The 13,212-nt window shown below is 36.9% G+C and carries 9 protein-coding genes, 1 tRNA gene and 2 pseudogenes; all 12 read right to left on the bottom strand.

Annotation, left to right across the window (positions count from 1 at the left end; genetic code table 11):
* Positions 1–23: 23 nt before the first annotated feature.
* The 12 genes and pseudogenes from JCM15457_RS00330 to JCM15457_RS00275 all read right to left on the bottom strand — a co-directional run bounded on the left by JCM15457_RS00330 (position 24) and on the right by JCM15457_RS00275 (position 13,162).
* The gene (locus tag JCM15457_RS00330) at positions 24–698 is read right to left on the bottom strand and encodes an AAA family ATPase (protein ID WP_034986487.1); all 675 of its coding nucleotides are present in this window, start codon (positions 696–698) and stop codon (positions 24–26) included.
* A gap of 3 nt (positions 699–701) precedes the next feature.
* Positions 702–1,904: a metallophosphoesterase family protein gene (locus JCM15457_RS00325; protein WP_161633649.1), complete on the bottom strand. Its 1,203-nt coding sequence runs from the start codon at positions 1,902–1,904 to the stop codon at positions 702–704.
* 188 nt (positions 1,905–2,092) lie between these two features.
* Entirely contained in the window at positions 2,093–2,431 is a 339-nt protein-coding gene (locus tag JCM15457_RS00320) for a YlbF family regulator (protein WP_034986485.1), read from the bottom strand.
* 77 nt (positions 2,432–2,508) lie between these two features.
* Positions 2,509–4,636: pseudogene (locus JCM15457_RS00315) on the bottom strand (PBP1A family penicillin-binding protein).
* 97 nt (positions 4,637–4,733) lie between these two features.
* Positions 4,734–5,204 carry an arginine repressor gene (gene argR, locus JCM15457_RS00310; protein WP_034986483.1) on the bottom strand — a complete coding sequence of 157 codons (471 nt, stop codon included), beginning with the start codon at positions 5,202–5,204 and terminating at the stop codon, positions 4,734–4,736.
* A 65-nt stretch (positions 5,205–5,269) separates the two neighbouring features.
* Positions 5,270–5,980 (bottom strand): Crp/Fnr family transcriptional regulator, encoded by a 711-nt coding sequence (locus JCM15457_RS00305; RefSeq protein ID WP_034986481.1) that lies wholly within the window; start codon positions 5,978–5,980, stop codon positions 5,270–5,272.
* A 332-nt stretch (positions 5,981–6,312) separates the two neighbouring features.
* The gene (gene argS / locus JCM15457_RS00300) at positions 6,313–8,013 is read right to left on the bottom strand and encodes an arginine--tRNA ligase (protein ID WP_034986479.1); all 1,701 of its coding nucleotides are present in this window, start codon (positions 8,011–8,013) and stop codon (positions 6,313–6,315) included.
* 304 nt (positions 8,014–8,317) lie between these two features.
* Positions 8,318–8,388, bottom strand: a tRNA-Gly gene (locus JCM15457_RS00295).
* Between the two features lie 49 nt (positions 8,389–8,437).
* Complete coding sequence (locus JCM15457_RS00290; protein WP_034986478.1) at positions 8,438–8,644, bottom strand: hypothetical protein; 207 nt, start codon at positions 8,642–8,644, stop codon at positions 8,438–8,440.
* Between the two features lie 102 nt (positions 8,645–8,746).
* Positions 8,747–10,142, bottom strand: a pseudogene (locus tag JCM15457_RS00285) (MATE family efflux transporter).
* Between the two features lie 217 nt (positions 10,143–10,359).
* Complete coding sequence (locus tag JCM15457_RS00280; RefSeq protein WP_034986476.1) at positions 10,360–11,268, bottom strand: LysR family transcriptional regulator; 909 nt, start codon at positions 11,266–11,268, stop codon at positions 10,360–10,362.
* 298 nt (positions 11,269–11,566) lie between these two features.
* Positions 11,567–13,162: a putative polysaccharide biosynthesis protein gene (locus JCM15457_RS00275; RefSeq protein ID WP_034986474.1), complete on the bottom strand. Its 1,596-nt coding sequence runs from the start codon at positions 13,160–13,162 to the stop codon at positions 11,567–11,569.
* Positions 13,163–13,212: the final 50 nt, after the last annotated feature.

Below are 13,212 nucleotides of genomic sequence, written 5' to 3'. Positions count from 1 at the left end.
TCTCGGACTTTTTTAGTTGGTTTTCAAGACTTTTTTTTGCTTTCTAGTTTTTCTTGTATATCTTGACTTATTTCATTAAAAATACTTGTTTTTGATCTCATTTCAGCAATAGCCTGTTTTTTTTGGTTATACAGCTTTAATAATTTGTTAAGCACCGGAACGCGTCCAGTTGGCTTATACACTTCATCTGCTTTTTTTTGAAATCTCTTTTGCATTTCAAAAACCCTTTGACTTCCGCTAATTCCGACACTCAATAAACTTTTTTCAAGCTCTTCTGGTTCCAATAAACCGATTTGCTGGAGCGAATCCTGATCAAAAAAATATACTTCTCTGAAAAGTTCGATTGTGACAGGACCAAGCCATTTTTCAAGAAAACTTTCAGGCCAAATTTGCCCCGTCTGTTCTTCAGTTATTTTTACCTTACCACCGTGATCCCCTTCAATTCTTTCAATGATGAACCGACCATCAGTAGTTTCTACTTTAAGCGCTCCTCCATATTTTGAACCATCCTTGGGACAATATTGTTCAAAGGGGGTGCGTTTAGTTGCAAAGCCAAACAAGATGCTCGCTATAAAAGCCCTTAATGTTGTTTTTCCTGCTTCGTTGTTTCCATAAATAATTTTCAGGTTTTGATTTAACTCAAACGATGCATCGCTCCATTTTCCAAAACCATAAATTTGAACAGATATGATTTTCATCAGTTAATCTCCACCCATTTCTTCCTCTAGATAGGTCATTGCTTTATTTCCAATACTTTCCGTTATTGAAGACTGGATAAAGTGTTCATCAATAAAACGATATTTCACTAGATTATCAGCTAATTTATAGAGGTTGTCTCTTTGAAAAACCAATTCCTTAGCCTTGCTTTCTACTTCCTTATCCCAAAAGTTATTTTGCTGTATTTGAGCATTCTTCAAGAGGACATCATACAAAAATAAGTTATCATCACTCTGAATGTCATTTTGCAGTTGCCCCAGCAATACTCCCTTTATGATCCGTTCCTTTAAACTTGGTTCTAAATCGGAAGAAGCCTTTAAACTTATCCTAACAATAAATGCCTGTACAGAGGAAAAGTTCTGTTTAATCTCAACCAGTTTGTTTTCAATTTTATTTTTCAATTTTTCGAACGTGTCATTTTCTTCAAACTCAAGTGGTATTTCAATCCACTGTATACCCGCTACTGGGCAAAAATCTGCAACTAACTTGTTATCTTTATCTGTGACAAAATAGTAACCTTTCACTCCAGTTTCTTTGATACTTTTGCCTTGAATATTCCCCGGATAAATAATCAATGGTGTACTACTCAACACTTCTCTTTTGTGTATATGTCCCAGCGCCCAGTAATCATAGTTCTTGCTCTTTAATTGCGTCAATGAAAAAGGTGCATACTTGGCATTTTTATAATCGGTGCTGATTTCGCCGTGCACCATTCCTAGATGCCATCTTTCAGAGCCTTTCAAAGGAAAGCCGTCAATCTGCCCCTCAATCCACTGTTTTCCATAACTAAAACTTGTTAAACTGACAGACTGTCCATCGACAAAAAATCTTTTGGTCGTAACTTGATTAGGAAAAACATACACATTTTCTGGATAAACAAGTGTCGTATTTTCTAAATTAAGGAAATCATGATTGCCTAGGCAAAGATAAACTGGTATCTCAGACTGCTGAAGTTTTAAAAACTCTTTTTGCAAAAAAAGCTGAGCAGCAACGCTCGGATGTGGACTATCATATAGATCTCCCGCAATCAGTACAAAATCAACTTGTCTTTTAATCGCTGCCTCTACGATTTCCGCAAACGCAGTCATTGAAGCAGAATACAATCTCTTTGCAAAATTATCTGGAATACTTTTCAATCCCTCAAAAGGGCTGTCCAAATGAAGATCTGCCGTGTGAATAAACTTCACTGCCATCATCCTCTCTAAAAAATTATCCGCTGTACTCTTCCATTTAATGAACACAAAAAGCACGAATTATATCAACTAAAAATAATTCGTGCTTTTTAATCGAGTTTAAAGTTGTAACGCTCAGATAGCGACCAAGTGAACATCACCCATTACTGCACGTTATTTATGTGTTCACAGATTTTCCACATCTAGTCTTGGTATAATTCATTTACAGGTTTGAACATTATCTTGTTGATCTCATCCATCACCTGAGCAAGTTTGCGTTCCTTTTCCATCAAAGTCATAATAACTTTCTTTTTTTCGATTTTTTCACCTAAACTTTTGATCTTATCAACATCGCTATCTGTTAACTCGCCTTTTGCCTGCTTGTTTTGAAACTCCATCTGAGCCTCCTGAAACTTCTTGAATTCCTTATATGAATTTTCATCTGCTTTAACATCCGCATAGGCCTTCTTCAGTTCTTGATATTCCTCTGTTTGACGAAGGTTTTGTTCTAATTGATTAGCATAATCGTATATATTGATCATAAAAGCTCCTCCTCATTTAACACTTCTTATCAGCGCATTTTAATTGTAACATTATATCCTGCTCTTCCATAGCGTAATTATTGTCCAAACCAGTTCTGAATCTTCTGTTTGCCAGAATCAAACAAATCCGCAGCCTTCTTTTTGATACCAGAAGTTGATTTTGAAACATCCTCACCGACACTTTGACCAGCATCTTTTAAACTGTCCCATAAATTACTATTCTTTTTTTCAGATGCAGCTACCATACTTGATGCACTCTTCACGCCGAAAGAGGTTTGCTTAGTTGCTGGAAGCACCGACTCCATCTCGTTTTTGAACAGTGCCGATCCTCCTCGAACTCCTTCGTTGCTTAAAGAATGCTTTGCTGAGTCAAAACCAACCCAAGTTGCAAGCACTATATCAGGAGTGTATCCAATGTACCAATGATCTTTATCGTTCGTTGAGGTCCCATCAGCACTCTGCGTACTGCCTGTCTTACCCGCAATCGTATAACCGCTAGGTTTAGCATCTGCACCAGTTCCAATATTATAAACATCCATCATCATACTCGTCATTTCTTTTGCATTTTTAGCACTTATAACTCTTTTAGACGATGATGTCGTATTATCAACAATCACTTTTCCAGAAGCATCTACGATTTTCGTAATAAAATGTGGATCATTCTTGACTCCATTATTCGCAAAAGTTGTGTAGGCACTCGCCATTTCATAGGGAGATTCACCCTTTGTAATGCCACCCAATCCTAAACTAAGATTATTATCATCTTTTGTAACACCTAAGCCAAACTTTTTGACCATATCATAACCCGACTGGACGCCTATTTTGTTCAAGAGCCAAACAGCTGCTGCATTTTTGCTCTCTGCTAAAGCTTTATACATTGGAATTTTTCCATCATAAACATTATTCCAATTATGCGGCGTATATTTGTTTGTTCCATAGGATCTGAAGTTGTCATACAGGATCGAATCATAATGATATCCCGCTTCAAGTGCAGGGGTATACACCGCAATTGGCTTGATCGTTGAACCCGGTGATCTGACAAGTTGCGTTCCCCGATTGTAACCTCTAAAAACATGTGATTCAGAACGTCCTCCCACAACAGCAGCTACACCTCCAGTTTGCGGATCCATTGCAACCGATGCTCTGCGCTTCAGTTCCATCTTCAGCATCATACGGGAATAAACTTGAATCGGCAAAACTATCTTGCAGGCTAGACTGATAATTTTGGTTTAACGATGTATAAATCTTGTAGCCCCTATTCATTACTTGAGATTCAGTTAGGCCATATTTTTTTATTGCTTCATTAATCACTGCATCAAAATAATAAGGGTATTTATACCCAGATTCGTAGTGGTATGCGTCGTTCACCGTCATTCGCTGCTCTTTATATACTTTGGCTTGTGCCGTTGAAATTTTTTCATTTTCTGCCATTAAGTCAATGACTACGTTACGTCGCTGCTTGGAACTTTGAGGATGATCAAGCGGATTAAATCCACTCGGATTAGTCAACATACCTGCTAGAGTTGCTGCTTGAGCAACACTCAACTGACTGGCGCTAACACCAAAATACTTCTTGGCGGCATCTTCTACCCCCCACACGCCATTTCCAAAATATGCATTATTCAGATACATTGTTAATATTTCTTTTTTTGAATATTCATTTTCAACTTGCATTGCAATAAAAATTTCTTTTGCCTTACGCGAAAATGTTTGTTCTTGCGACAAAAAAGCATTTTTCACTAACTGCTGCGTTAGTGTACTTCCACCACCGCTGATATAACTGCGCCCCAACAGTTTATTTTTGAGATACAGAACACCTGCGCGTCCGATCCCCTTAAACGAAAAACCATATTCGTGATAAAAATTACGATCCTCTGTTGATAAAACAGCATTTTGCATATTAATCGAAATATTATCAAGTGATTTCCATGTACCCTTTTGAGAATACAAATACCCAGCTTTTTTACCTTGGTGATCATAAATCTCGGTTGATTGTTCCAATTCAGCCTTAAGATTCCCAACATCAGCTGTTTTAGCTACAAAAATGAGATAAATGCTGGCACTTAAAAATACACTCAGAAAAATAACCGCCAACCAGCGCCAAATCTGGTAACGCCAAAATTTTCGTTTAATCCAATTTTTTATATGACCCCAAGTTTTTTTGGTTCTTTCTTTGATCAGATCAATCCATGAATCATACTTCATAATTGTATTTAACCTCTTCGTAGATAATTTATTACATTTTACCACATCGCTTTATTTATCAGCTTGAAAAGGATAAGTTTAACGTATAATTAAAAGATCAGTCTGCCACATTATTTTCATCAATATACTTTTTAAATAAATCACTGACAGTCCTAGCATCTTCGCGGGATTTGCTGATAATCAAAATCGTATCATAACCAGCCATCGTTCCCACAACTTCTTTAAGATTCAAATCATCAATAATCGCTGTCAACACGTTAGCATTCCGCGGCAAAGTGTGGATTATGTTTATGAATTCAACCTGTGTGATATCCGTGACCATTTCATGAATGTTTTCAAAAAGTTTTTCTTCTTCAGATTGACGGTTGCCCTTAAAGATCACATAGTGTACCTGACCATTAGCATCTTGTTCTTTAATTATCCTCATTTCCCGAATATCTCGTGAAATTGTCGCTTGCGTTGCTTTAATACCAACATTTGACAATGCCTTCATCAGTTCGTCTTGAGTTGCAATTTCATTCTGTGTGATTATTTGCTCTATCTTAGCTTGTCTTTGCTCTTTTTTCATAACGCACCTTTTTTCATCACTATTTTAGAGCTATTATATCAAACCTCTTCGCTTTAAACGAGTGATTACTGCAAGTACTCATACTTTTCAAAGAATTTTGCTTTTAGAATCCAGACATGGCGCGATAATATTATTAAAGCATCTTTTTCTAATTTAGAGAAAGTCGTGTTGACCGTTTTAGGTGTTGTTCCAACCACGTAGCCCAGAATTTCTCGTGTAATCCAGTGATTTTTAATTTTAACCCCTTCTGCACAAGTTTCACCAAACTTTTTACCAATAAAGAGAAGTTCTTCGATTACACGCTCGCTCATTTGCGGTGCAGACAAATCAATGGCATGACTAGCTCGTTCCTCAATCAGTTCATCTTTCATTTGCATGTGCAAACTATGAATTTTTTTGTTTCTCTTAGTCATTTTTTTAATTTCTCTAACAGGTATAATTAAAACTTGTACACGAGAACATGTACTTATTTCAAAAAGAATATTTTCATGAACATTTTCAGTAAACATAATAATGGGAAAAAAATCGTTCTTTCCCAACAAAAAGCCGCGTGTATTTCTCCCCTTTTCATTACTGATTTTCACGCTTACGATCCCTTCTACTATGAGGTAAACTTTAGAAAAATCCCCCAATCTGTATCCCATATTACTTTTATGTTCGAATTCTTTAAAAGTACTGATAGCTATGACTTCATCAATTGATTTCTGATCAAGTAATGAACCAATTTTCAAAAATTTTAATTTTTCTTTTATCAAAGTTTGCTGCATTTTTTTCATATAGTTACTCTCCAGCTTATTCGCTTTTTATTAAAACCAATAAAAATAAATTATATTACATAGATATTTTACAATATTCGTAAGCTTTTAGAAAGCGCTTCCTTAATTTTTTAGGGAATTTTTTTGCAACCAGACTATTATAATTAACCTTGCTTTTTCTCTTGCTCCCATACTACTCAATGATTCAGCTTATTTACCTATTTAAAATATACGCAACTTGGTTAAACTATGATAATAAATATGGCTAGGTCAAAAAGAACTTTGACCTAGCCACATTTAAATTAACTAAAATTTCTATAACTAAAGCATCAATGGACTTTTCATTAGCAGCGCTACATCTCTTCAGGTGCTTGGACACCTAAAAGTCTCAAAGACTCTTTTAACACTATAGCTACGCTTTCAACAAGTGCCAACCTAGCTGACAACTGCGCATCTTCTTTCAAAACCTTAGTATGTGCATAATACTTGTTAAAGGACTTGGCCAAGTGCAGCGAATACTTAGCAATTACCGAAGGTTCATACTCTTCAACTGCTCGTTTAATGATTGCTGAAAATGATCCTAACAAACGCAAAACTTCCCACGATTCCTCATCACTCAGTTGATAATCAGGTTCTGGAACTTCCCCTGCGTTTTGGGCTTTTGCCTTGCGCAAAATACTCATTGCACGTGCATGCGAATACTGAACATACGGTCCCGTTTCACCTTCAAAACGGACAACTTCCTCTAAGTTAAAATCAAAATTGTTCATTCTTTCATTTTTAAGATCATGAAAGATAACAGCCCCTACACCTACTTGCTTGGCTACTGTTTCTTTATCTTTAAGATCTGGATTTTTTTCCTCAATTTGTTGCTCGGCAAGTTGAACTGCATCGTCTAAGACCTCATCCAAAAGAATTACACGACCAGCCCGTGTTGAAAGCTTTTTGCCACCCTGAGTTATCAGTCCGAAAGGAATGTGGTGGATATCGTCTGACCATTCTTCGCCTAACTCTTTTAAAACTGCCTTTAGCTGCTTAAAATGATTGGTTTGCTCATTTCCAACTACATAAAGCGATTGAACGAAGCTATATGTTCGTTTCCGATAAATCGCTGCTGCCAGATCACGCGTAATATACAAAGTAGCCCCATCGGTCTTTTTGATTAGTGCCGGATTCAAGTTGTACTTGCTCAGATCTACAATTTGAGCCCCTCTGCTTTCCTGAAGCAAATCTTTTTGTTCTAGAAGTGTAACCACTTCATCCATCTTGTCATTGTAAAAAGCTTCTCCGTTAAACGAATCAAACTTAACGCCCAGTTTATTATAAATCTTCATAAAAGATTTCAGCGACTCCGAGCGGAACCATTTCCACAAACTAACTGCTTCTGGATCTCCATCTTCAAGACGTTTGAACCATGCGCGAGCTTCATCATCAAGTTCCGGATGTTCAACATCTTCTTTATGGAAACGAACATAATATTCAAGTAATTTATTAATTGGATCTGCCTTAACTTCTTCTTCGCTTCCCCAGAGCTTATAAGCCTCAATTAGTTTACCAAACTGAGTTCCCCAATCCCCTAAATGATTTATCTTAATGGGGTGGTAATTAGTTTTTGCCAAAAGTTTTGCAATTGAGTTACCAATCACTGTTGAACGCAAATGCCCCATAGAAATCGGCTTAGCAATGTTTGGTGAAGACATGTCAATGGGAACATTGCCATTATCGCCCAAATTCTGATTTCCATAAGCTGATCCTTCAACCAAAATCTGCCGCAGGATACTGTCGCTGTACTTTTTCTTATTTAAAAAAAAGTTGATATACGGTCCTACCGCCTGAACTTTATCAAATTCCTTATGATCAATTTTTGCCGCAATTTCACTTGCTATAATCTGAGGCGCCTTTTTGAGTATTTTTGCTAAAGGAAACGTTGGAAAAGCATAGTCCCCTAATGCTAAGCTTTTAGGTTTTTCAATCGTCTTGTTGATTGTATCTTTTTCTAGTTGTCCTTCCAATACATCAGCCAGTGCATTAACAACAAAATTTCTATAATTCATAATTTCCTCCTTGTTTTGACAATAAAAAAACTCCTACACTAAATAAAATGTAAGAGACGAGATAACTCCCGCGGTACCACTCTAATTGATCAGCGATCCACTCAATTATATAATTATCAACCCAGAAAAGCGCGTTTTGGTTATTGCCGCTACCTAGCTCCCATCACCCTAGGCTCGCTTCAAACTTAGATAACTTACTATTCTTTTCTCTTAAACTCTGCCTAATTGTACCAAAAAAAACATTTAGTGCATAGTACAAAGATAAAATAAAAACGCCCATCCAAGGACGTAATAAATCGAATAAAGCGGGTGACGAGAATCGAACTCGCGACATCAGCTTGGGAAGCTGGAATTTTACCACTAAACTACACCCGCACAACACACAGTAGTATATCACAAAACTACAGATGTGTCAGCTTCATTTTCAAGAAATCTTTTTCATACTTTTTAAACGGACAATCGCTCTTTTATGAAAATCACTAACTGCTAGCTCGTCAGAATCATCGTGTTCAATTATTGAAACCATTGCAGAATTTTCGTATATTTTTTCTATTGATCCGACAAAATCATGATTTAATGCACCAAATTTTTTGCATTTAACTTTCTCTCCAATTTCAAACTTTGCTTCCATTGATTCACCTTCATTTCTTATATCTTAAGCATAATATCAAATATAAAATACAGACGCAACTTTTTTAATTAATATCAATAATAAGCTATTACTATCATTTTTTCATTGACGCAACTCAACTTGGCGTGCTCTGGCTCTCACTTGCTGCTCTTCACTGACAATGCCTTGTTTCTGTTTCAACATCTTCATTGCTTTTAAATAAGAGATTATCAAAACCGAACACGAACCTAACCATGCTAATGGATTCGCAAAGCAGGTTCCGACATACCCGACAGAAGTAGCTAGCAAAAGGGCTGCTAAACAGCGCATCAACAGTTCAACTATCCCGGCAAGTGTCGGAATAATACTCTCCCCCAGTCCTTGGAGCGTATAACGCAGAATAAAGAGCGTTGCAAGCATCAAATAAAATGAACCATTAACATTGAAATAGATTTGCGACAGATTTAAAACTTCTACCGCTGATTTTCCAACAAAAAGTACAACCAAGTCCTTACCAAACAAGATAACTAATAAACCCGCACCGATACTGAATGTTCCAGAAACTAAAAGACTTTGTTTCACACCTTTCAGTATGCGTTCATACTTATGTGCTCCAAAATTTTGAGCGGTGAAAGTTGCCATTGCAATCCCAAATGACATCATCGGCTGGATTGCAACCTGATCTATTTTGCTTGCAGCGGTCGTCGCCGCAACTGCTGTTGTACCTAAACTGTTCAAAGCTGCCTGAATCATTATTGACCCGATAGCAATAATCGAAGTTTGAAATGCCATCGGCAGTCCTACATATAGGTGACGCCGCAATTCTTGCTTAGTTACCTTTTTAAAATCACTTTTTTTTGACCTGCAATAATGGCATTTTCCTTATAATATATAAAATACAAAGTACCACTGAAAAAATTTGCGCAACGACTGTTGCAAAACCCGCACCTTCAACACCCATATGAAATACAAGAATAAAAATCAATTCAAGTATGACGTTGATCACTGCAGCAATTATTAGAAAGTAAAGCGGGGTTCTGCTATCACCAAGAGCACGAATAATATTTGCAAGCAAGTTAAATGCCATAGAAGAAAAGATACCCGCAAAAATGATTGAGATAAACAATTGCGCATCCTGCTTTATTGCAGCTGGTGTCTGCATCAAGTTCAATATGTCATTAACAAAAAACAAACTCAAAAAAGTCAGGATCACAGTTGCACCTATGCAAATGATAATGCTTGCTGCAAAACTCACCCTAACCTTTCTATAGTCATGAGCTCCAAAATATTGTGCTGTCATTATCGATAAACCAGCTGTCAAGCCCTGTGCAAACCCAATAATCAGGAATTGAATACTTCCTGTCGCACCAACTGCCGCAAGTTCATTAACACCAAGAGTCTGTCCAACAATCAAGGTATCTGAGATACTATACAGCTGCTGAAACAAATTTCCAACTAACAGCGGCAGAGTAAACATTAAAATAAGTTTTATCGGGTTTCCTTCAGTTAATTCTTTCACCTTTTACCTCCCTATTCATCAAACATCCCTACATAAACAAACATTTTCGTCTAATCTTCTGAAAATCACAATTTCAAATGATAACACAATTGCTCGTCTAGCGATAGTAAATGTAGTCAGTTTTTTTGATTGAAAAGAAAATGTAATATACACATTTAAAGAGGTCTTAATTCAGGTTCATTTACCGCCAATAATTTGGCAAGCTATGTTTTTACTTCTAAAAATTTTGTTGCAATACCTGACCCTCATCACCATAACGCCCTAATAAATATTTCTGAATAACCCTTACAAAAGCACGCGTGGAGGGCGTTTGATGTGCTTCTGAGTGTGACACAAGACAAATTGTCCGGTAAAACCTTTCTTTGAAAGGGTACTGATTGACATTTCCAGATAACTTCTGCAACGCAAGTTCCGGCAAAATTCCTAAGCCCAATCCACTTTCAACCATTGCAATAATAGAAGCGTCATCAATACTATAGTGAATTGAATTAACTGACACATCGTATGCATCCAACGCTCTTTTGGTATCACGATCATAATCAATCTGTTGCAGAATAAAACTCTTATCTTTGATATCTTTTCGTGTGACAATTTTATTCTCTTGCGGCTTGAAGCTTTCAGGTGCTATGCAATATATCGGATCTCGATGAAGAGGAATCACTTCAAGTTTTTCTTTAATTGGCAGAGCACTAAAGCCAATATCTAGTGTCCCTACCCTGACCTGTTCCGCTACCTCGTTAAAATTTCCTTGAGTGACTGACAATTCAATTTTCGGATACTTTTTCTTAAAACTTCGAATAATATCAGGCAGCCAGTTGATACAGACACTACTAAATGCTCCAATTCTGATCCGACCTTCGTTTAACCCATTAATGCGGGCCGCTTCTTCTGTCAGCTTTACCTCTGCATTCAAAATTCCCTGAATGATTGGCAATATTTTTTGACCATCGGGAGTTAACCTAACACCTGTACGGCTGCGAATAAAAAGCGAAAAGCCGAGATCTTTTTCTAATCCTGCGATTGAATGGCTAATTGCAGACGGCGTAACACTAAGCTGTGTTGCAGCAGCAAAAAAGGTCTTTTGCTTTGCTACTTCACTAAATACTTCATAAGCAAATGTTGACATTCTGTACTCTCCTTATAACGAATCAATTTCATTCTTGGCTAAAGATAAATGAGTTACTCTTATCATAGGAACAAAGGTACACTCAAAAATTTCAAAATGCAAACTATTTTCCTTAAAAATTAGCCTGTATTTTTTTGAAAGTTAAAAATTGAGGTTATCTCTTCGTTATTTTATATACCTGTATCCAAAAATAAGGAAGACCTGGATCAAAAATTTATTTTTGAACTAGTCCTTCCTATTTGATTTTTGCACTATATTAACGAAATGTTTTTCACTTAGCCGTGCGTTAATAGTTCTATCAATGTTTTCTTTTTAAAATGAAAGTCTTCCCCATAACAGCTTGTGAAAGTTTGGTCTTGTCAAGTAGCAGAACATATACAGTGACAAAAAGAAACGCAAAAATACCTGCGTACAGAAACGCTATTATTTTGGTCTGTGGTACATACAGCAAATTCATTAAATATTTAACCATCAAAGTTCCACAGCACAACAAAATATTCACAACAAGAATTCTTCTAGTGTTTTTTAATTGTCCTGGTACTAGATTATCTTCACTTATTTTTTTGAATGCTAACAAACTAACTGCTAGAAACGCAGTCATTGTACTTATGATTGCACCAAAAGCTCCACCTAACACTACACATGGAATTTGCAGCACCAGTTTCAAGATCAACCCCACAACCAGGTAACGGATAGCTATCCGATGCTTGCCCATGGCCTGTATTATAGTAAAGAAATCTGTAAATAAAGCCAGGCTGATGCTTGAAACTAGTGCTACCGCAAGTAACTTTGCTGCGTAAGTATCAAATTGGAAAAAGATCCCATTCACTTCCCATGATAAAGCTAACAGTAGTGTCACTGCTGGCGTAAGCACCAAAAACATCAAATCAATGTTCTGACCGATGATCTCGCTGATCTTTCGTTTGTCATTTTGCTCGTAGTAACGTGCAAGTAAAGGCAGAGTAGTTTCTGAAATAGCAATCGTCAATGAAACAACTACTATCGTTATTTTATTAGGATTGGCAGCAAAGTATGTATACATCAACTCTGCCTGCTGTACAGTTGCGCCGAGAAGATTCGTTACGATGCTCTTAAACGTAATTTGATCAAAAAACTGCGTGATTGTGATTCCCGAGCCAATAAAAACAAACGGTAAGGCATCTGCAATAATATTACGAAATAGTTTTGCAATGTTCTGCTTTTGCAGTGGTTGGCTCTCTTGGTAAAAGTAGCGGTACTCAGGCATCTTTCGTCGAGCATAATTCAATAGGTAAATATAACTTGCGATTGTCCCGACAAAAGTAGCAAACGTACTATAATTAACAGCTACAGTGTAACTTTTATGCAAAACTCTAAGTACAACAAAAGATGCTCCTAAGATAAAAAGGACACGCACAAACTGTTCCCAGAGCTGTGAGACCCCAAAGGGCTTCATGTCCTGATTTCCTTGAAAAAATCCTCTGATAAAACTCATCGGCGGCAAAATAACCATCGTTGGCACTAAGCAATAGATAGCAGTAGTCGCCGAATCTTTTGAAACTACAGCGCTGTGTGCCGCAATAAGTGGCGCTGCAAGATACAGTAATAAACCGCAAAACGCACCAGTTAGCACCATAAAAATAAAACCATATCTAAATACATGAACACTGTTACGAAACCTATTCTGCGAATTATAGGAAGCTACTTGCCGTGCAATCGCGGTCGGAAACCCAGCCGTCCCTAAAGCCAAAAACAATGAGTATGGTGTATAAGCTGAGTTAAAAACAGCCTGTGCTTGATTCTGATCATTTCCAAACATTAACAACCATGGGATTAAGTAAACGATACCTAAGATCCGCGAAAAAATGCTTCCAAAAGACATCCAAAAAGCACCAGATATTAATTTATTTTTCATTATAAGATAACTCCTATTTTGCAAATCAAAGCTCATTTTAACATTTTGCA

Origin of the sequence: Liquorilactobacillus sucicola DSM 21376 = JCM 15457 (assembly GCF_000612445.1) — a bacterium.
GTDB classification, from domain to species: Bacteria; Bacillota; Bacilli; order Lactobacillales; family Lactobacillaceae; genus Liquorilactobacillus; species Liquorilactobacillus sucicola.
Note: the sequence above shows the minus strand (reverse complement) of the source record. Positions and strands in the feature narration are given on the sequence as shown.

Bases quoted from the DNA above. Each gene is read 5' to 3' on its own strand.
- JCM15457_RS00290 (WP_034986478.1), bottom strand. From the start codon at position 8,644: ATGGAAGCAAAGTTTGAAATTGGAGAGAAAGTTAAATGCAAAAAATTT.
- JCM15457_RS00305 (WP_034986481.1), bottom strand. From the start codon at position 5,980: ATGAAAAAAATGCAGCAAACTTTGATAAAAGAAAAATTAAAATTTTTG.
- JCM15457_RS00330 (WP_034986487.1), bottom strand. From the start codon at position 698: ATGAAAATCATATCTGTTCAAATTTATGGTTTTGGAAAATGGAGCGAT.
- JCM15457_RS00320 (WP_034986485.1), bottom strand. From the start codon at position 2,431: ATGATCAATATATACGATTATGCTAATCAATTAGAACAAAACCTTCGT.
- argR (WP_034986483.1), bottom strand. From the start codon at position 5,204: ATGAAAAAAGAGCAAAGACAAGCTAAGATAGAGCAAATAATCACACAG.
- JCM15457_RS00280 (WP_034986476.1), bottom strand. From the start codon at position 11,268: ATGTCAACATTTGCTTATGAAGTATTTAGTGAAGTAGCAAAGCAAAAG.
- argS (WP_034986479.1), bottom strand. From the start codon at position 8,013: ATGAATTATAGAAATTTTGTTGTTAATGCACTGGCTGATGTATTGGAA.
- JCM15457_RS00275 (WP_034986474.1), bottom strand. From the start codon at position 13,162: ATGAAAAATAAATTAATATCTGGTGCTTTTTGGATGTCTTTTGGAAGC.